The sequence below is a fragment of the Sorangium sp. So ce327 genome (assembly GCF_051530205.1).
Lineage (GTDB): Bacteria > Myxococcota_A > Polyangia > Polyangiales > Polyangiaceae > Sorangium > Sorangium cellulosum_B.
This window is the reverse complement of record NZ_CP150330.1, coordinates 1,430,614-1,449,639: the sequence shown is the minus strand read 5'-3', so window position 1 is coordinate 1,449,639 and position 19,026 is coordinate 1,430,614. Positions and strand designations below refer to the sequence as shown.

16 protein-coding genes are annotated in these 19,026 nt (G+C 69.8%); 5 read left to right on the top strand and 11 right to left on the bottom strand.

The window, feature by feature from the left end; translation table 11 throughout:
- The first annotated feature begins 193 nt into the window (after positions 1-193).
- Positions 194-1,414, top strand: a complete 1,221-nt coding sequence (locus tag WME95_RS05335; RefSeq protein ID WP_437907323.1) for an aldose epimerase family protein — start codon at positions 194-196, stop codon at positions 1,412-1,414.
- 165 nt (positions 1,415-1,579) lie between these two features.
- Positions 1,580-2,779 carry an alpha/beta hydrolase gene (locus WME95_RS05330; protein ID WP_437907322.1) on the top strand — a complete coding sequence of 400 codons (1,200 nt, stop codon included), beginning with the start codon at positions 1,580-1,582 and terminating at the stop codon, positions 2,777-2,779.
- A gap of 116 nt (positions 2,780-2,895) precedes the next feature.
- Here WME95_RS05330 and WME95_RS05325 read toward each other — a convergent pair whose 3' ends face one another.
- Positions 2,896-4,242: a glycoside hydrolase family 30 protein gene (locus WME95_RS05325; RefSeq protein WP_437907320.1), complete on the bottom strand. Its 1,347-nt coding sequence runs from the start codon at positions 4,240-4,242 to the stop codon at positions 2,896-2,898.
- Between the two features lie 893 nt (positions 4,243-5,135).
- Here WME95_RS05325 and WME95_RS05320 point away from each other — a divergent pair.
- From WME95_RS05320 to WME95_RS05310, 3 genes are all read left to right on the top strand, one after another.
- Positions 5,136-6,023: a glycoside hydrolase family 11 protein gene (locus WME95_RS05320; RefSeq protein WP_437907318.1), complete on the top strand. Its 888-nt coding sequence runs from the start codon at positions 5,136-5,138 to the stop codon at positions 6,021-6,023.
- Positions 6,024-6,352: 329 nt separating this feature from the next.
- Positions 6,353-7,903 carry a DUF5924 family protein gene (locus tag WME95_RS05315; protein ID WP_437907317.1) on the top strand — a complete coding sequence of 517 codons (1,551 nt, stop codon included), beginning with the start codon at positions 6,353-6,355 and terminating at the stop codon, positions 7,901-7,903.
- A complete protein-coding gene (locus WME95_RS05310; RefSeq protein ID WP_437907315.1) occupies positions 7,900-8,730 on the top strand; it encodes a hypothetical protein in 831 nt (276 codons plus the stop codon). Before WME95_RS05315 ends, WME95_RS05310 begins: the two co-directional genes overlap by 4 nt.
- 24 nt (positions 8,731-8,754) lie before the next feature.
- Here WME95_RS05310 and WME95_RS05305 read toward each other — a convergent pair whose 3' ends face one another.
- The 10 genes from WME95_RS05305 to WME95_RS05260 all read right to left on the bottom strand — a co-directional run bounded on the left by WME95_RS05305 (position 8,755) and on the right by WME95_RS05260 (position 18,988).
- Positions 8,755-10,674, bottom strand: a complete 1,920-nt coding sequence (locus tag WME95_RS05305) for an ATP-binding protein (protein WP_437907314.1) — start codon at positions 10,672-10,674, stop codon at positions 8,755-8,757.
- Between the two features lie 187 nt (positions 10,675-10,861).
- Complete coding sequence (locus WME95_RS05300; protein WP_437907313.1) at positions 10,862-12,586, bottom strand: SEL1-like repeat protein; 1,725 nt, start codon at positions 12,584-12,586, stop codon at positions 10,862-10,864.
- A 204-nt stretch (positions 12,587-12,790) separates the two neighbouring features.
- A complete protein-coding gene (locus WME95_RS05295; protein WP_437907311.1) occupies positions 12,791-13,120 on the bottom strand; it encodes a hypothetical protein in 330 nt (109 codons plus the stop codon).
- A 169-nt stretch (positions 13,121-13,289) separates the two neighbouring features.
- Positions 13,290-13,751, bottom strand: a complete 462-nt coding sequence (locus WME95_RS05290) for a hypothetical protein (RefSeq protein WP_437907310.1) — start codon at positions 13,749-13,751, stop codon at positions 13,290-13,292.
- A gap of 533 nt (positions 13,752-14,284) precedes the next feature.
- A complete protein-coding gene (locus WME95_RS05285; RefSeq protein ID WP_437907309.1) occupies positions 14,285-14,452 on the bottom strand; it encodes a hypothetical protein in 168 nt (55 codons plus the stop codon).
- A gap of 197 nt (positions 14,453-14,649) precedes the next feature.
- Positions 14,650-15,135: a DUF1579 domain-containing protein gene (locus WME95_RS05280; protein WP_437549823.1), complete on the bottom strand. Its 486-nt coding sequence runs from the start codon at positions 15,133-15,135 to the stop codon at positions 14,650-14,652.
- Positions 15,136-15,210: 75 nt separating this feature from the next.
- Positions 15,211-15,597, bottom strand: a complete 387-nt coding sequence (locus WME95_RS05275; RefSeq protein WP_437549822.1) for a VOC family protein — start codon at positions 15,595-15,597, stop codon at positions 15,211-15,213.
- 261 nt (positions 15,598-15,858) lie between these two features.
- Complete coding sequence (locus WME95_RS05270) at positions 15,859-16,992, bottom strand: formimidoylglutamate deiminase (protein ID WP_437907307.1); 1,134 nt, start codon at positions 16,990-16,992, stop codon at positions 15,859-15,861.
- 160 nt (positions 16,993-17,152) lie between these two features.
- A complete protein-coding gene (locus WME95_RS05265; protein WP_437907306.1) occupies positions 17,153-17,791 on the bottom strand; it encodes a hypothetical protein in 639 nt (212 codons plus the stop codon).
- 174 nt (positions 17,792-17,965) lie between these two features.
- Positions 17,966-18,988, bottom strand: coding sequence for a YegS/Rv2252/BmrU family lipid kinase (locus WME95_RS05260; protein WP_437910949.1), 1,023 nt, complete (start codon positions 18,986-18,988; stop codon positions 17,966-17,968).
- Positions 18,989-19,026 lie beyond the last annotated feature (38 nt).

Here is a 19,026-nt window from a genome sequence, read left to right as displayed (position 1 = left end):
GGACTCCTGGTCCTTTGTACCGGGATCGATCTCTGCGCCGGCTCCGCTCGGGTGTCGTGAACGCAGGCCGTGACGAGATCGCGGGGGCTCGCCTGCGCTGGGCTCGCTCAGGTGGAGCCGATCCAGGTGAGACAATCGTGGCGGAGGGAACAGCATGGCGATGGGTAGGACGAGATCGTGGTTCGGATTGACGATGACGGCGTGCCTCGCCGGCGCGTGCGGCGGCGCGCAGGCCGTCGACACGCCCCCTGCGGCAGCGCCGCCTGCGCCTGCGCCGGCGGCGGCCCCCGCGGCGGACGCGGCTCCAGCGGCCCCGGCCGCCAAGTCCGAGCCACCTGGTGGTGAAGCCGTGAACGCAAAGCCCGCTTCCGTCTCCAAGGCGCCCTTCGGCAACGCCGACGGCAAAGAGGTGATCCTCTACACGCTCACGAACGCGAACGGCCTGGTCGCGAAGGTGATGACCTACGGCGCGACGGTGACCGAGCTCCACGTCCCCGACAGGACAGGGAAGATGGGCGACATCGTCCTCGGCCACGACAACCTCGACGGGTACCTGAAGAGCAGCCCGTACTTCGGGGCGACGGTCGGCCGCGTGGCCAATCGCATCAAGAACGCGCAGTTCCAGCTCGATGGCAAGACCTACAAGCTCTCCGCGAACAACGGCGCCCACACGCTGCACGGCGGCAAGAAGGGCTGGGACAAGGTCGTCTGGGACGCGGAAGCGACCGAGACGCCGGACGGCCCGTCCATCAAGCTCACGTACGTATCGAAGGACGGGGAAGAAGGATACCCCGGCACGGTCAACGCGACCACGACCTACACGCTCACCAACAAGAACGAGCTCAGGGTCGAGATGTCGGCCACGACCGACAAGACAACGATCGTCAACATGGCCCACCACGGCTACTTCAACCTGGGAGGGCACGGCTCGGGCTCCGTCGCCGACCAGGAGCTGACGCTGCACGCCGACAGCTACACCCCGCCGGACGCCACCGGCGTCCCCTCGGGCCAGACCAAGCCGGTGAAGGGGACGCCGCTCGATTTCACCGCCGCCAAGCCGATCGGCAAGGACCTGGAGGCGATGGGCGGCAAGCCGGTCGGATTCGACCACAACATGGTCATCAGCGGCGACCCGCACAAGCTCCGCGAGGCGGCTCGGGTCAAGGATCCGAAGACCGGCCGGGTGCTGACGATCGAGGCCGATCAGCCGGGGATCCAGTTCTATACCGGCAACTACCTCGACGGGTCGATCAAGGGCAAGGGCGGCGCGGTGTACAACCAGTACAGCGGATTGTGCCTCGAGCCGCAGAAGTTCCCGAACTCGATCAACGTCCCGGCCTGGAAGAACGAGGTCATCCTCAAGCCCGGCCAGCGCTACGCGCAGACGGCCGTCTTCCGGTTCACCACCGAGTAGCTCGTCGGCGGTCACCCGCGCTGCCTCGCGGCGCCTGCGCGCTCACGCGAACGTCACAATCGGCTTCAATCGGCTTTACGTCCGCCACCGGCGCGCGAGCGCCGCGGCCTGACGTCGGCGCCGCACACGCCAATGGCGGGCGGCAACTTCATCCCAGGAGGATCCATGACCCGGTCGATCCCGTGCAGTATCTCACTCCTCGTCGCGCTTTCAATCGCCGCTTGCGGATCCGACAACGACGCCGCCGACGGCTCGGGCGGCAGCGGAGGAAAAGAAAGCAGCAGCAGCGCTTCGAGCAGCAGCAGCAGCAGTTCTTCGAGCAGCAGCTCTTCGAGCAGCACCGGCAGCACCTCGGGCGCGGGCGGCACGGACGACCCGAACCCGAGCGGCGGGGGAGGACAGGGCGGGACGGTCGATCCGGTCGGCACCGAAGGCGACGGCGATTTCGAGATCGGGCCTGACTACCGGGACGCCCCGGAGATCAGGAGGATCGACGGCGTTCCCCAGGGGCGGACGTTCACGTTCACCCTGTCGTCCCGGGAGAGCAAGATCTTCACCGGCCACGATCCGACGTTGAACGACAACGCCAAGGGGGATTTCAACCGCCGCGTGGAGGTCGCGATCCCGGCGACGTACGTCGACGGCGCGGAGGCGCCGTTCATGGTCGTCCAGGACGCGCGGGACAGGAACGAGATCATCAACACGATCAACAACTTCGTCGCGGACCCGGACAACCGCTTCCCGAGCGTCATCACCATCTTCGCCGCGAGCGGAGGGGGCGACTCGTACGGCAGCGAGCGGGGGCTCGAATACGATACCATGTCGGACGCTTATCAGAGGTTCGTCGATACGGAGCTCCTCGAGGCGGTCAAGAACGACCAGGCCGTCCGCGCCGCGTACCCCAACCTGAAGTTCACGAGCAACCCGGATGGCCGCGCCTCGTACGGGTGCAGCTCGGGCGGGGCGGCGGCGCTGACCATGGGCTGGTTCGGCCACGACACCTACCGCAAGATCGTCACCTACGCCGGCACGTTCGTCGACCAGCAGAACCCCATCGCGCCCACCGAGGCCGAGTATCCCGACGGCGCCTGGGAGTACACGGAGGGGCTCATCCGGGACAGCCCGCCCAAGCCGTTGCGCGTCTTCCTGCAGGTCGGCGAGAACGACCTCGGCAGCACCCGGGATGAAGCCAGCCACCACAACTGGGTGATGGCGAACCAGCGCGTGGCGGCGGTCCTCAAGGAGAAGGGGTACCATTACCGCTTCGTCTACGCGAAGGGCGCCGGCCACTGCGACGGGAGGGTGATCAAGCAGACGCTCCCCGACACGCTGCGCTGGATGTGGCGGGGCTATCCGGTCGATTGACGACACGGGCCGGTGGCCTTGGGGGCAGCCCGCGAGCGCCCCGCACGACGCGCCGACGCACAGCGTCGTGAAGCGGACGGTCCGACGCTCGACCATGGATGTCGAGCCAGGCGAAATCAGGGCATCGGGATGACGAAGGTGGTGACGGAAAAGGCCGGGACCGTCACCACCAGGCGATAGCCTTCGATCGCCATGTCGGGGAGCCGATCGAGGTCCTCCGTGCGCGAGGTGCGGTGCACCTCCGCGGCGGGACCGACCGTGGGCAGCCGGGTGAGATCGAGCGTGTAGCCGCGGCTCGCGTTGCGATCGCCGTTGCGGACCACGAGCGAGAGAGAGCCCCCGTCGGCGCTGACCGCGGCCACCATGTCCTCGCTGTCGACGTCGACGAAGCGCGCGCCGGGCCGGATGTAACGGCTGAAGCCGGCATGCATGTAAAAGCGCTTGATGGGAGCGAAGGACTGCTCGCGGTCGTTCAGCGTGAAGCTCGCCCAGCTGCGCGACGGATCGCCCGACTGCCAGTCCACCCAGGCCTCCGGCTTCAGCTCGCGCAGATCGTCGATGATGCGCTCCGCCATGAACAGCGCCGCGTCCGTGTCGTCGCTGATGTTCTGCCCGAGCGGCCCCGACTCCGATTGCCACAGCCGCTTGCCGAGCCTGGTCGCCAGCCGCCGGAGCTCGCTGCGCTGGCTGCCCGCGTAGGAGTGGACGTTGAGCTGCTGGAAAGCGGCGAGCGTCCCCGCGCCGAAGGCGCCGATGTTCCGGACGGCGTCATCCATGCTGTTCTCGTCCGACGCGCTGACCGCCGTCTCGCCGAGGCCCTTGCTGGTCAGCTGCTTGGCCACCTCCTGGATGATCTTCTCCTGACTCGCCCGGTCGAAGTGGCATCCTTCCTGGGAGCCGTTCGATTTCCACCAGTCGGCGAAGGGCTCGTTCAGCGGCTCCAGCGTGCGAAAGGTGATCCCGTGCTCGTCCCTGTAGTGACGGACGACCTCCGTGAGGTAGTGGGCGAAGTCGTCGTAATGGTCCGCCTTGAGGTTGTCCTTGCCGTTGCTGCTGCCCGAAGCGCAACCGCTGTTCGTCATCCAGTAGGGGGGAGAGTTGGAGAACGCCTCGAAGATCAGATCCGCTCCGCGCTCCGCGATGCGCAGGAGGATGGCGCGTTGCCTTTCGTCGTTCGCCCACGTGAAGATCCCGTCGGCGCTCTGGAATCCAGGCATCTCGCGGTGCTCCTTCATGTGCTCGTGGGACGGGTTCTCCCCGCCGCCGATGTTGTAGCGGAAGACGTTGTAGCCGAGGCCATTCACCGGATCGACGACCGCGTCGACCACGGCGTTGCGCCTGGCTTCCTGCCATCCACCCACGTGATCGGCCCACCAGCACAGGCTCGTGCCCCAGCCCTCGAAGGACTGGTGCATCACGTCCGTGTCGACCCGGACGAGCTCCGTGCCCGGAGCGGCGGTCACCGTGGGGCGAGGCTCGCCCGGCGCGCCCCCGCTTGCGCCCGACGAGCCGCCGCTGGTCGAAGCCGCGCTCGCCGCCCCTGCCCCGCCGGAGCCCGCTGGCGCCCCGCCGGAGCCCGCTGGCGCCCCGCCGGAGCCCGCGGCTCCTCCTGCTCCGGTCGAGGGCGCGCCGCCGCTTCCACCGTTCGACCCGGCCTCGTCCGAGGGAGCTGCCGAATCACGACCGCAGCCCGAGACGAGGACCAGGGTGATCGCAAGGAGGGACGAGGTTCTCGACGTCCTGGTCATCATGGGGTCGTCCCCGAGCGCCGGCGACCGGTCGCTCCACGGTGAGAGGTCTCAACAGCTCTCTCAGGTGGCCGATGACCTGTCCGGCTGGGCAAGGCGCCGAACAGGCAGCGTCTTCCCAAGAACCGCAACATTAGAGCATGGCGGCCCGGAGCGTGGAAGATGGGACCCGAGCCGATCCCATATTCCCGTCCTCATGTAGTTCTCTTGCGCTGTTTCACGCGACTCAGCGCGTCAAGGATCCAGCGCGTCAAGGATCCAGGGTGACGGGGGGAAGCGCGTGCCTCGGCAGCTGTTCGCAGACCCACCGTACCGGGGCGGCTGTGCGACCTCGTCCGCGACTTAACCGGATCGAGCCGAGGGCGGGACTTGGACCAGCGGCTGGAAGGGCTCTACGGGTCGTTGTCGCCACCGAGTCCTGGTGCTAGCCATGATCACGAGAGCGGCTGCGGGGAATTGAGTCATCTAGCCAAGGAGGCGCTGTGCGTTTAACTTTGTTAAAAGTTTTTACTATCTCTTTAGGGTTCGTCGCCGTGGGGTGCGCGGGGCCGGACGATTCATCTGCTGAGAGCGGGGCGGGGGGCAGCTCGTCTGCTGGGACGGGCGGCGTGACCGCGGGCAGCACCGGCACCACCGGCACCACCGGCACCACAGGCACCACCGGCACCACGACGGGCCCGGGCGGGTCGACGACGAGCGGGGCCGGGGGCAGCACCACCACGAGCGGGTCGACGACGAGCGGGGCCGGGGGCTTTGACGGGTCCGGGGGCGGGAGCACCACGACAACGAGCAGCTCGACCACAAGCAGCTCGACCACGAGCAGCTCGACCACGAGCAGCTCGACCACGAGCACCACGACCGCGAGCAGCACCACGTCCACGACCGGGACCGGCACACCCACCCGGTGCACGGAGGCCGACCTGGAGGTCTGCAGCGACAGGACAGGCATGCATTGCGGGCTCACCTTCGAATACTGGAAGGACCGAGGAAACGGGTGCCTCGTCAACACGGCGGATGGCTTCCGCGTGGATTGGAACAACATCAACAACCTGCTGGGCCGTAAAGGCTTGAGGCCGGGCGGGAAGAACAATATCGTCACCTACGAGGCCGACTACCGGCCGAACGGCAACTCCTACCTGTCTGTCTATGGGTGGACGAGGAACCCGCTCATCGAGTATTACATCGTCGATAGCTGGGGCAACTGGCGTCCGCCGGGCGGAGAGGGGTTCGTGGGCACCGTCACCAGCGACGGAGGCACCTACGACATCTACAAGACCCAGCGAGTCAACCAGCCGTCCATCGACGGCAATGCGACCTTCTATCAGTTCTGGAGCGTCCGGCAGCAAAAGCGCACGAGCGGAACCATCACCGTCGGCAACCACTTCGACGCGTGGGGGAAGCAGGGGCTGACCCTGGGGACCTTCTATGAGGTCTCGCTGGTCGTGGAAGGCTATCAAAGCAGCGGCAGCGCCGATGTGAAGCTCTCGATCGAGTGAGCGCCGAGCCCTGAGCATCGTTTCGGCCGACGGCCGTCCCTGAACGGAGCAACGACGGGCAGCTGAAGCATCCCCTCGAATCTTTCGGGGGGAGGATTCACAGGGAGGCGGGGAGACGGGGAGTAACATCCCGACGATCTCACCGTCTCCCTGTTCCGTTTCCCGGCAAGATGCCGACCGATGCCGACCCATGAGGGGGTTGTTCAGGACGACGACACGCGCCCCGTCCAGGCGCTCGCCGCCCTGCGCGCCCCCGAGCGCCGGCCGCGCCGGCCCGCTCGTGCGGCGCTCGAAGGTGGACCGCCCGTCGGGTACGCTGCGGGCCGGACATGAAACAGCACGCGCCGCGCTCCCCTGACGCCCCGGCCCCCGGGGCCCACGCGAACGCGCCCTCTCTGCCGTCGCCGCCTTCCAGCGCCACGACGCAGGTCCACAAGACGCGCGTCCCGGAGGCGTTCGGAGAGGCGCCCACGATCATGTACATGCCGGGCGACGAGCCCGATCGCTCGCCGGGCCACGCCCCGCCCCACGCGGCCGGACAGGCCCGGCCTCCGGCGACCGACGAGGCCACCGTGCGCATGCCACCCAGGGCCGGCGCCCAGGCCGGGGACGAGGCCACCCTGCGCATGCCACCCAGGGCCGGCGCCCAGGCCGGGGACGAGGCCACCCTGCGCATGCCGGCCAGGGCCAGCACCCCGGGCGGGGAGCACGACGACCGCACGCTCAAGATGCCCGAGCGGCAAGCGCGCGGCGGGGCAGCGGACGACGACAACGCGCCGACCGTCAAGGCCGAGCCCAAGGCGTCCTACGTCGACCTGAACGCCGAGGACGAGGGCAAGCCCGGGGACCTCCGATCGTCCGCCCGCGCCTTCCTCAAGCGCCACCACAAGAAGCTCTGGTGGCTGCACACCGCGTATGCGCTCAGCCTCGGCGCCTTCGTGGTGACCTTCGCGCAGAAGGGGTTCCAGCACGCACGCTTCCTCGCGGTCACGGTCAGCGTCGCCTGGCTGCTCGTGCTCCTCTTCTTCCGGCTCTTCGGCACCGGCGCCCGCCAGGACTTCGCGACGGCGTGGCGCGGCGCCCGGCTGCGCTTCCTCGTGATGACCTATGTCCTGAAGAACCTCTATCAGGGCATGCTCTTCTTCCTCCTCCCGTTCTACTGGAAGAGCGCCAGCCTGGACGCGCCGAACCGGTGGTTCGTCCTCCTCCTCGCCGCCTGCGCGGTGCTCTCGACGCTCGACCTCGTCTTCGACCGCGTGCTCATGCGCTGGAAGACCCTCGCGTCGGTGTTCTACGGGGTGACGCTGTTCGCCTGCCTGAACCTCGTCATCCCCGCGCTCCTCCCCGACACCCGCACGCTGTACACGCTGCTCTCCGCCGCCCTCGTGTCCGTGCTCGGCTTCTGCACCCTGCACCTGCCGTTCGGGGCCCTCTGGAGCCGGATGGGCGCCGTGTTCCTCGTCGTCGCGATGGCCGCCGGGGTCGGGCTCGCCTACGGGACGCGCGAGCTCATCCCGCCCGTGCCAATGCACCTGTCCTCCGCGGCCGTGGGCCCCTCGGTGCTGCCGGACGGACGTCTCGCCATGTCCGTGAAATCGCTTCATTTTTCCGTGATCCGCGAGCTCCGCGCGGTGACCGACGTGGTGGTGCCGGGCGGCGACGGCGATCGGCTGCTCCACGTCTGGCGGCGCGAGGGGCGCGAGGTCCTCCGCGCGCCCGAGGAGACGCTGCGCGTGCCCGGGCCGGAGGGCGCGGTGCGGCTCAAGTCGCAGCTCGTGGGCGGGAGCCTGCCGCGCCGCCTGGCGGGGCGCTGGACGGTGGATGTCGAGACCGAGGACGGCCAGCTCGTCGGCCGCACCTCGTTCGAGGTGACGGAATGAGCTGGCCGCTCCGGGGCGGAAGCGAGGCGAGCGCCGCGGAGCGCGCGCGCTGGGTCGACGCCGGCAACATCGCGAACGGGTTCCTCGTGTTCGGCAACGTCGTCACGGGCTTCATCGCGATCGGCAACGTCGCGCGCGGCTTCATCGCGATCGGCAACGTCGCCGTCGGCGTCGTCGCGATCGGCAACGTCGCCGTCGGCGTGGTCGGCGGGTTCGGCGCGACGATCGCCGTGGGCGCCTTCGCCGGCGCGGGCGTGCTCGCCCTGCCGGTGCTCGACGGGGTGGCGGGCGTGACCAGCCTGCTCGCGCTGAATCCGTTCCTGTCGGTGCTCCCTATCGCCCTCTGGCTCTTCGCCGCGCGCGTGCTCCCGGGGGAGCGCGCGCCCCGGCTGGGCCCCGATCCCGAGCTCGCCTCGCTCTCGTCGGTGCTCCGCGGCGAGCGCTCCGAGGGCTGGGTCCGCGCGCGGGTCGAGCGCGCGGGGGACGGCGCGCTCCGCCTGACGCAGCGCGGCCGGGCCGTCGAGCTGCCCGCGACCCCGGAGGCGCTGCGCGCGGGCGCGGCGCTGCTCCCGGAGGGGCGCGGCGCGCGGCTCCTCGCCCTCGTGCGGGCGGAGGAGCACGTCCGCGGCGGCGAGGGCGGCTACCGCGCGGCGCAGGAGCGCGAGCGGGTCCTCACCGTCGCCGATCTGCTGGCGCCGCCGGCGTGGGTGCCGCCGTGGATCAACGGCGCCGAGGTGCAGTGGTGGCTCGCGCGCGCGTGGAACGTCGGGGCGGTCGTGGCGGTCCTGCTGAGGGGGGCGCAGCTCATCGCGGGCGCGATGGGATGAGCGCCCGCCGCTCGCCTGCTCCCGTTACTCCGTCCCTCCGCTGCTCCGCTCCTCCGCCGGCTTCCGCTCGCCATCGGGCGCCAGGGCGGCGTCGCCTCCCTCGATCTCCGGAGGCAGCGGCAGCCGGACGCGGAACGTCGTGCCCTGACCTGGCTCGCTCTCGACGACGATCTCTCCGCCGTGCGCCCACACGATCAGCCTGCAGACGTAGAGCCCGACGCCGAGCCCGCTGTGCGCCTCCGGGGTCCACCGGAACGGCTCGAAGAGCCTGTCCCGCTGCTCCGGCGTGATGCCGACGCCGCGATCGCGCACGGAGATCACCGCGAAGCCGGCCTGCCGGACGACCGACAGCGTGATCGGCTGTCCAGCGCCGTGCCGCGACGCGTTCGACAGCAGGTTCGTGATGACCTGCTCGAGGCGCGCGTCGTCCCAGTAGCCAAAGACGGATCGGTCGAGCTGGAGCTCCAGGGAACACCCGTCGGCCTCGAGCTGCTCTGTCACCTGCCGGGCGGTCCTGCGCACGGTCTCGTTGAGCTCCGTCCTCTCCAGGTTCAGCGCCGGCGGGCCGGTCGCGAAGCTCGCGACGACGAACATGTTGTTGATGACCTGCGTGATCCGGGCGAGCTCCCGCGACGACACCTTCAAGAAGCGGCTGATGTCCTTCGAGCCCAGCGTCACCATGAGGGGCTGCGATCGCGATCGCAGCATGTGCTCGTACAGGAGCCGCAGGCTCGTCAGCGGCGTGCGCAGCTCGTGCGAGGCGAACCGCAGGAACTCCTCGCGGACGCGGATGGCGTCTTTCAGCTCGGTCTCCGCGCACTCCAGGCGGCGGACACGATCCTCGAGCTCCCTGCGCAGCTCCTGCTCGCGCTGCACGCCGGTGGCCAGGTCCTTCGCGCGCCGCTGCAGCAGGATCGTCAGGACGAGCGTGGCGAGCAGCATCACGCCGCAGGCGGTGAGGACCACACGGCGCGTCACGACATAGACGCCATAGGCATCGTCCTTGTCGATCTCGGTCGCGAGGCCGAGGTCGAGCTCCTGATCCCACAGCCACGAGCCGACGACCTCGACGCCGCGATAATCGCGGTATCCCTCCACGTCGACGCCGGCGATCCCCGCGATGGCGCTGGTCGCCATGCGCGTGAGCGGCTGCTCCGCACGGGGCAAGATGCGCCCGGAGCCTTCCGGCGCCTCGCCCCCGGGATCGCGTATCTGCACGTTGAGGCTCGTGCGCTCGCCGGCCGCCAGGAGGCCCATTTCGCGGAGGTTCTGGGCGAACCTGAGCTCCGTGACGACGCGACCGTGCCTATCGAACGCGTAGGTCTCCCCCGCCGCGCCGACCTGGCCGCGATGGGCGATCTGCGTGAGCTCCCTCCCGGGATCGATGCGGAAGGCGAGCGCCGCGATGATCTCCCCTTCCCCGGCGACCGAGCGCACCGGCGCCGCGACGACGAGGACGGGGGTGACCCTGCCGAGGACGGGGGACCGCATGGCGAACGGAGTACCCATGACGGTCGAGCCGCGCAGGGCCGCGGCGATGGTGTCCGGGTCGTGGGCGCTCAGCGTCTTGGTGCCGAGGAGCTCATCGCGATCCGAGGCGATATGGGTGCCATCCAGCGCGATGACGTCGAAGCCGAGGCACTGTTGCCGCTCGACGACGTTCCCCAGCTCCAGCCGCAGATCCTGGAGGTACGGGCTATCGCGGAGCGAGCCATCGCCGCGGCGCAGCTCGACCTGCGCGGCGACCGCGCGCTGTACCCTCCGCTCGTTCGCCCAGAACCCCGTGGCGCTCTTCACCTGCCGCGCCCACGTCAAGAGCCCTTCGCGGGTCGTCGAGAGCACCGCCTGCAGGGTCGCCGCGATGTTCCTGCGATGGACGTCCTGGATCTCGTGGAGGCTCAGGAGCAAGACGACGCCGATCGGCAGCAGCGCCGCCAGGGGCATCCAGTCGAGCCATTCTTTCCTTGGCCGTTCGTTACCCATGCATGACGCAGGCAAGACGCGGGGAGCAGCTCCTCACAAACCCCACGCCACCCCCCCGTGTGAGCGCGCTTCACGCTCGCCCGCTCGGCCCGGGCCTGCCTCGATCCCCCCGCGCCACGGCGAGCCGGCGCCCAGCCTCGGTCGGCCGCTATCTCTTCTTCGACGAAGGCTGCTTCGGCGCGCCGTTCGCCTTGGCGCACACGTCGGACCCGTCGAGCCCTTCGGCCCGCATCGCCTCGCACGACCTTCGCCAGTTCTCTTTCGCCTTGTCGAGATCCTTCGGAACGCCCTTCCCCTCGGCGTGCAGGTCCCCGACCTCTTCGCACCAGACCGCCCTGCGATCACACCCGGATTTCGCGAGGGCGAACGCGTCCGCGTCCTTGCCGATGCGGAGCGCGACCTTCGACGCCAACGAGCAGAGATCGGCCTCCTGGGCGCAGCCGAATTGAGCGACGCTGAGCGCGCGGACGGGGTCGGCATGGTCTCGGGACTTGGCGAGGAGCTCACCGAGCCGGACGCAATCGGATGGATAGCCGCCGTAGCAGGCGCGGTTCATGAGCGCGAACGCCTTCACCTCGTCTTTCCCGACCCCCTCCCCGAGCAGGTACTGCGTGGCGCTGGCGGAGCAGCCCTCGCCGTCGCCGAGCGCACACGCGCGCTCGTACGCGCGGACCGCGCCCGGCAGGTCGGAGAACGGGCCGGCCGACTCATAACCCCAGAGGAAGTCGCCGAGCATCGTGCATGCCTCGCTCCCGCCCATGGAGCAGCCCTTTCGAGCGAGCTCGATCGCCTCCTTGTTCGCCGGGCTCTTCGAGTGGTCTCCCCCCTGCCAGCGGTAGAGCCCGTACCATCCGCAGCCGTTCGCGACGCCGCCGTCGCAGGCCTTCTTGTAGTAAGCCTCTCGCTCGTTCTTCTCGACGGTCTTTCCCGCCGCGTAGTTGTAGCACGACTCGGCGCTGCCTTTTTCGCACTGCTCCCTGCAATCCGGCCCATTCTCGGGCTTGCACAGGTGCGCCGCCTCGCCCGCGCGCGTGCAGATCCCGCCGCTGAAGACGAAGTCTCGGGGGCAGGGGCTCTCCTGCGGCGTCGGCTCCTTGCCTTCCTTCCCGCTCTTGCCTTCCTTCCCGTGCGGCTCCTTGGCCGCGCTCGCACCCCCGAGCGGATGGAGCTGGACGCTGAGCGGCGACCGGCACTCCGGCGGCGGGCTCGGCGCGTCCGGGTCCGCCGTGCGACAGGCCTCGAGCGAGCCGTCGGTGCTCGAAGCGTTGCGTGACGCGGAGCTCGAGCCCGACGAGCCGATCTTGAAGAGATCGGCGACGGCCATGATCTTCCCGGCGGAGCCCGTCGTCATCGAGAACGCCCCGAGCGAGGCCGACTGGAGAAAGTGCGTCGCGCCGTCACAGCTCCCCGTGAGCTCGGCCCGATCGATGCGTTCGACCGTCGTCGCGCGCCTCCCGACGAGCACGAGCGCGAGATCGATCGAGTTGCCGGATTTCATGTCGGCGCCGATCTTCCCGGCGCTGAGGGGGAGGTTCACGTTGAGATCGTCCTGGTTCGTCATCTGGACGACCTGCTCCTTGCGGCTGACGCCCGCATATTCGTAGTCGCCGTTCGCGAGCTTGCACGAGGGCAGGACACGCAAGCTCTTGCAGTCGTACGCGACGATGGCGACGCCCTTCTTCATCGATGCTTCGAGGTCGACACGCGACGATGCGTCGAGGTCCACGACCAGCGCCTGCGCGAGCTTTGGCTCGGCGCCGCAAGGCTGCACGGTCGTGCCGAGGGCGTCGGTGCCGGTGATGTCGTTCGGTCGAACGATCTCTCCGCCAGCGCCTCCGCACGCGGCAAGGAACGTCGATGCCAATGAGAACATGAGTCCAGGCTGGCGCATGGCCCGAAGGATTACCTGAAAGCGCATCCAAAGACAATGGATCCTGCCTGGGGCGCCCGACGCGAACAGACATTCATCGTGTCGAGCCTCCAGCCCGGATACCCCGGCGAGAGCGCGATCGCACCGGCGGGCAGCTCGACGTCCCCAGGCGCCAGCGTCACGTCGACCGCCGCGCCTCGGAGCCGCTCACCCCTCGACGATCACAGGGCTCCCGCTGTACATCACCGCGTCGAGCAGCCGCTCCTCCCGCACCATCGCGAGCGCCGGCGCGTCCCGGCGCACCGAGATGCTGCCGCCGGGATCCGCGAACCCGCACGCCTCCGCCCCCCGCTGCGAGCCGATCTCCCAGAGCACCTCGGCGGGCGTCGCCCCGCCCTCGCCCCGCAGCGTCACGCGCCGGCCCGTCCGCAGCCGCTCGCCGAGCTCGACGCCGCGCATGTCCTCGAACGGATCGGTGATCACGTGGCTGTCGATCCCGACGCACAGCCGCGCGCCCGCCGCGCGCAGCGCGCCCACGTCGGGCAGTCCGTCGCCGAGGTCGCGCTCGGTCGTCGGGCACAGGCACGCGAACGCCCTCGCCGCGCCGAGCAGCGCCGGCTCGTGCGGCGCCGCGGTCCCGCCACTCCGGTTTGCCGCGCCACACTTCCTCGTGCTGCGGTCCGGCTTCTTTTACCTACGCGCCTGGTCAGGGCCGCACAAATTCATAGGTGTACGTCTCGTTGCAGGTTTCCGTCGTTCCATCGAACAGATCGGTTTCGACGACTGCCTCCCCGTCCTCACGCATCCAGTGATCGACAAGGTTGATGTCGTCTCTCGTGTAGATCCAGCGCATCTCGATGTACTCCGGGAAACCCGTGCGGACGCATGTTTGCTGGCCGTCCAACGTCGCGACCTCACCCTCCACGGAGTAACCATAGATGCAGCTTCCCCAGGGTTGACCCTCCTCATCGAGCGTGATGTACTCGAGGTCGCTGTCTTCTCCTTCGCGTAGCCGGATGTTGAAGGAGGACCGCAGCTCCCAGTCGCCGTAACACGAGCTGGTGCCCCGGCCGCCTACTGCCCTCCACGTTCCCTCGAATCTCGAGACGTCAGGCCCTGAACAGCCCACGACGAGCAGGGCCAGGGCTCCCAATAACGACTTCCGCATGAGGTTCTCCTGAGAGCAGGACATGGAATCAGCGACTGAGTGGGTCTTCACCGCCGATCTGAGTGTCCGGAGGAGACAGCGCGCCAGTGGCTTCCCCCCACGCGCGCGGGATGTCAAATCAGCGGTGAGGACCCACTTGGCACTGTTCTGGTGCTGCCTCGCACGAGGCAGGAGAGAAGGAGACCCAAACGCTCAGGAAACGTCAAGCCCCAGCCGCGGGGCGTGCCCCGGGTCGGCAGACATGCTTGTGGGCGATCCGATACCTCCCTGCGGAAAGCGACTCTGGTTGAACACGCATCGATACATCGATCGTGAGCAAGACGAGGCCATGGCCGGCTCGTCGTCCTCGCGGCAACCAGGCCGGGGCGAGAGGAGCTGAACACGAGGTGTCCGGAAGAGACAGTGCGCGGGCCGGTCCCCAGACGCGGTCAGCAGGGGTTCCGCGCTCAGCGCTCCACGACCGTCGGACGTCCCGATCCCGAGCGCGCGGACGCGCGAGGCCCAGTAGCGCTGATTGGCGAACATCGGCACGCTCACCTGCGGGACGCTCGCGCGCAGCCATGGGTGAGGAGCGCGCCCCGGCGCGCGCGGGCGGCGTGGTAGCGGCGGCCGAGCTCGAAGGCGGCGGCGAGCCGGCTCGCATCGAAGAGGGCGATGTGGGTGCGCTCGGCGACGCTCGGAGGGCGGTCCCACCAGCCCACGCCCGGGTTGACGGGTCGGTGTGCCCGGCGCTCCAGTCGAGACCGGCCTCCGGGAAGCTGCACCTCGTCACTTCCCGTGCCGAGCAGGGTGCGAGTTCGTGGACTGTTCGACAGGTCCTTCCCGCGACGGGGGCGCGCCCGATCATCGTGCCGCCGCGCCCCGCGCGTCCGTGGTCGTGGGCAGCCGTCGCCGGCGGTCACTTCTTGCGCCGGTAGTTCATCGTCATGACCTCCTGCCACGCCCCGTCGGGGCCCAGCATGCGCGACGTCAGGACCCGATGGTCGTCGCTCTTCAGCTCGATCGAGTCGACGTATTTCGTCAGGCCCGCCCCCGGCTCCATCCCCGGCCCCTCGGTGTCGAGCCGCAGCACCCGCTCCGACGCGTCGAGCGAGCCCTCGTAGACCCACAGATGGGTCATCATGGCGCCGACGAAGGTCCCGATGAACTTGTTCTTCTGCGGGTCGTAGCCGAGCGTCATCAGATTGATCCCCACGCCTCCCGGCGTCTCGAAGCGCCCTTCACACACCACCCAGACCCCGCCCAGCGAGCGTACGATCTCCGTCCCCGTGAACGTCTGCGGCGGCTTACCGGGCTCGGCCGGCGCCTCGAACTCGCTCGTCCACTCCCCGACGAGCTGCTCCAGCCACGGGTGCACATTCTGCGATCCGGTCGTCGTCGTCATCGGCTTCTCCTGGTGCAGCGCTTGTATCGTGGGGTTCGCTCCGGCGCTCCGCGCGCGCCGGCGAGCGCGAGGAGCCTACTCCACCTTGGTGGCGATCCACCACGTCGTTCCCCCCGCGTCCCTCACGCCACCCCGTTTGTCCTCATCCGCCTTCTTCACGGGCTCCTGCACCGAGGTCGCGCCCGCCTCGAGGGCGCGCCGGTAGGTCGCGTCCACGTCGGACACGTAGACATGCACGTACGATGGGATCGGCGGCCAGCCGTCGGCGCCATCGGCGATCATCACCACCGTGTCGTCGATGCGCACCTCGGCGTGCTGGAGCTTGCCCTCGGCGTTCGGGAAGCGGCGCAGCTCGACCGCGCCGAAGACCTTCACGAGGAAGTCGATCGTGGCGCTCGCCCCGTCGACGATCAGGTACGGCGAGACAGTGCTGTAGGTGTCGGGCTTGTGGTGCGAGCTCATGGAGTCTCCTCCGGGTGGCTGGTTCTCCGGTGGTGTCCTAATTTGAACATGAAGGCGGGAAGGCGGGAAGAAAAGATCGATGATCTTCCCGCCTTCATGTGGACTCTCTCCGGGCAAATTAGGACACCACCCGCGGAGGGTGAGACGGGTTTCATCGCGCGCGGAGTCTACTGGACTCCACGCGCGCCTGCGAGCGGGCTCCGGCTCGGGCGAGCGAGCGCGAGGCGAAGAGCCTTCGTTCGTGCTCGTGAAGAGCGCGGCTCACCCATCCACGATCGCCGGGCTCCCGCTGTACACCACCGCGTCGAGCAGCCGCTCCTCCCGCACCATCGCGAGCGCCGGCGCGTCCCGGCGCACCGAGATGCTGCCGCCGGGATCCGCGAACCCGCACGCCTCCGCCCCCCGCTGCGAGCCGATCTCCCAGAGCACCTCGGCGGGCGTCGCCCCGCCCTCGCCCCGCAGCGTCACGCGCCGGCCCGTCCGCAGCCGCTCGCCGAGCTCGACGCCGCGCATGTCCTCGAACGGATCGGTGATCACGTGGCTGTCGATCCCGACGCACAGCCGCGCGCCCGCCGCGCGCAGCGCGCCCACGTCGGGCAGTCCATCGCCGAGGTCGCGCTCGGTCGTCGGGCACAGGCACGCGAACGCCCTCGCCGCGCCGAGCAGCGCCGGCTCGTGCGGCGCGAGGTGCGTCGCGTGCACCGCCACGAAGCGCTCGCTGAGGACCCCGCGTTCGGCCAGGAGCTCCACAGGCCGCCGGCCGGTCTCGGCGAGGCACGCCTCGATCTCGGCCGGCTGCTCGGCCACGTGCATGTGCACCATGAGCCCGCGCTCCGCGGCGTACCGCGCGATCTCGCCGAGCCACGCCGGGGGCACGGCGCGCACGCTGTGGGGCGCCACGCCGACGCGCACGTCGTCGCAGCCCGCGTAGCGCGCCCGGAGCGCCTCGACGTCCGCGAGCGCCGCGTCGAGCGAGGCGTCCGAGAACCGCCGCTGCGCCCCCTCGGGCGCCCTTCCCGCGCCCGCGCGCGCGTAGACGACCCGGAGGAGCGCGATCCGGAGGCCCTCCTCGCGCGCGGCCTCGATCACCGCGTCCGCGAGGACCGTGCGATCGGCGTAGGGCGCGCCGCCCGGCTGGTGGTGCACGTAGTGAAACTCGCCCACCGTGCGCACGCCCGCGGCGCGGAGCTCGCGATAGGCCACCTTCGAGATCGCATGAATGGACTCCGGCGTGAGCGACTCGGCGAGCGCGTACATGGCGCTGCGCCACGACCAGAAGTCGTCCGCCCCCGACGGCCCCGGCCGCTGCGCCTCACCGCGCATCCCGCGCTGGAAAGCATGGGAGTGGGCGCTCGCGAGCGCCGGCAGCTCGATGGCTCGCTCGGTCAGCCTCATGGCGCACGTCTATCACGTCCATCGCGTCCATCACGTTGGGACAGACGGGAAAAGGCGTGGGCAGGCCGCTCTGCCGGGGCGGCGCCGCGAGCCAGAGCGGCCCTCCGCGCTGGAGCGGGGAGCGCACGGCCCGCGGCGCGCCGCGTCCGGCGCGGTCTGCTCACTCTGCGCCTGGGGTCGTGAAGAGAGGGAAGCAGCCGGCGCCGAGCTTGCCGCAAGCGCCGTCGAGCAGGGCGTCGCCCTTGTCGGTTTGCTCGTAGAAAGCCATGGTGAGCGCGCTGCACTCGGGGAACACCTCGCGCGCGTACGCTCGCATCTCGGCCGCGCAGGCGTCGATCTCCGCGATCGTGGCCGTGCACTGCGTCGGCTGGCTGCAGGGCTTTGCGTCGACCTCCATGAGGGCCTGCTCCAGAAGCTGCTCTGCCTGGCTCGGGTCGGCCATGCACCCCTCGACCAGCTCGGAGCACTTCGCCTGCAGCTCGGCGTCGCTGGTCTCGGCGTCGTCGCCGTACGCCGCGCCGAGCACGCCCTGCATGAGGCAGACGTACTCGACGGTCACCTGCTCGGCGCTGCAGCGGCGATACCCCTTGCACGCCTGCTCGACCTCCGCTGGCGAGAGCTCGCTGACGAGCGCCGACGTGTCGAGTCCGGAGCAGGACGCGGCCCCGGAGCCCCCGCCCCCCGCCGGACCCGTCGAGTCAACGGGCGTCGCCCCGTCGTCGTCGCCCCCGCAGCCCAGCCCCGAGAGGCCGCAAGCCAAGCACACCCCCACCACGCCAGCCCAGAACGTCGTTCGCATTCCTGTGCGCTCCCGATGAAAGGTCAAGAATCGAGCCCTGCCGCGGCAGAACCACGTTTCCTTACGCCGGGCGGCTCCGATTCCCCCCTGACGAGGCCGTCACGATGCTGCTCGCCGCGCGCCCCGGCCCCGGTCCTCTGGATTTTCCTCGGGCCTTCGCGGCCCGAGGGCGCCTCACTGCTTCGGCTCGACCTCGAGCTCGGGCAATCCCGCGAGCTTCACCTCGACCTCCGCGGCGGGCGGCGCTTCACGGGCCTCCTCGCGGCGGGGAGCCATGACCGTCAAGGCGCGCGGGAGGCACTCCACCACGAGCGGCGTCGTCCCGGCCTCCTCGCCGTCGATGAGCACGTTCTGGGGCGGCTCGGTCGTGATGCAGACCCGCCGGGCGGCGAGGAAACCGACGTTGTCGCGCTCGGCCGGCTCGCCGTCGATCGCGGTCCTCAGGAGGTGCAGCCCTGTCGCGACCGCCTCCACCAGCGTCGTGGCCGACACGATGGTCAGGTCGAGCCGCCCGTCGTCGGGGGACAGGACGGGCGGCCCCTGCGCCAGCACCGTGCGCGGAGGCGCCATGTTCGCGACGGTCACCGCGACCGCACGGCAGTGGATCCGCTGGTCCTCGGTCTCGATCTCGACAACGAACGGCTCCAGGCTCATCAGCTTCTTCAGCCCGGTGCGGATGTACGCGAGCACACCCCAGCGCTGCTTCTCGTCCTGCGGGGTCTCGCCGACCGTGTCGGCGTGCAGCCCGACCGCCGAGAGCAGGATCATGGTCTTCCCGTTGGCGCGGGCGGCGTCGATGCGCGTCGGCTCGCCGTGGACGAGCACGTCGATCGCCCCCTCCAGGTCGGCCGGGATCCCCAGGGAGTGCGCGATCGAGTTCGCCGTTCCCAGCGGCAGGACCCCCAGGCACGCATCGGTCCCGAGGAGCGCCGACGCCACGCTGGAGATCGTCCCGTCACCGCCCGCCGCGATCACCAGGGAGGCGCCTTCGCGGCGCGCTGCGTCGGCGCAGGCGGCGGCAGAGCGCTCCGCGCTCGTCTCGTAGACGCTCAGCGCAAACTCGCGCTGGAGCCGGGCAGGCAGCGACTCGACCGAATCGCCCGCGTGGCCGGCAGCAGGGTTGACGATCAGCGCCGCTCTCCGCTCGGTCATGGCGGCATCGTAGAACGCCGAACCGGTTGAAACCCCAAGAAAAATCGGCAGGGTGGCCGCCAGCGGACCCCCGCGAGCGGCTA

What these genes read in the sequence shown, in the direction of transcription:
- WME95_RS05335 (WP_437907323.1), top strand. Translation starts at nt 194, where the DNA reads ATGACGGCGTGCCTCGCCGGCGCGTGCGGCGGCGCGCAGGCCGTCGAC.
- WME95_RS05330 (WP_437907322.1), top strand. Translation starts at nt 1,580, where the DNA reads ATGACCCGGTCGATCCCGTGCAGTATCTCACTCCTCGTCGCGCTTTCA.
- WME95_RS05315 (WP_437907317.1), top strand. Translation starts at nt 6,353, where the DNA reads ATGAAACAGCACGCGCCGCGCTCCCCTGACGCCCCGGCCCCCGGGGCC.
- WME95_RS05310 (WP_437907315.1), top strand. Translation starts at nt 7,900, where the DNA reads ATGAGCTGGCCGCTCCGGGGCGGAAGCGAGGCGAGCGCCGCGGAGCGC.
- WME95_RS05305 (WP_437907314.1), bottom strand. Translation starts at nt 10,674, where the DNA reads ATGCCCCTGGCGGCGCTGCTGCCGATCGGCGTCGTCTTGCTCCTGAGC.
- WME95_RS05300 (WP_437907313.1), bottom strand. Translation starts at nt 12,586, where the DNA reads ATGTTCTCATTGGCATCGACGTTCCTTGCCGCGTGCGGAGGCGCTGGC.
- WME95_RS05290 (WP_437907310.1), bottom strand. Translation starts at nt 13,751, where the DNA reads ATGCGGAAGTCGTTATTGGGAGCCCTGGCCCTGCTCGTCGTGGGCTGT.
- WME95_RS05280 (WP_437549823.1), bottom strand. Translation starts at nt 15,135, where the DNA reads ATGACGACGACGACCGGATCGCAGAATGTGCACCCGTGGCTGGAGCAG.
- WME95_RS05275 (WP_437549822.1), bottom strand. Translation starts at nt 15,597, where the DNA reads ATGAGCTCGCACCACAAGCCCGACACCTACAGCACTGTCTCGCCGTAC.
- WME95_RS05270 (WP_437907307.1), bottom strand. Translation starts at nt 16,992, where the DNA reads ATGAGGCTGACCGAGCGAGCCATCGAGCTGCCGGCGCTCGCGAGCGCC.
- WME95_RS05265 (WP_437907306.1), bottom strand. Translation starts at nt 17,791, where the DNA reads ATGCGAACGACGTTCTGGGCTGGCGTGGTGGGGGTGTGCTTGGCTTGC.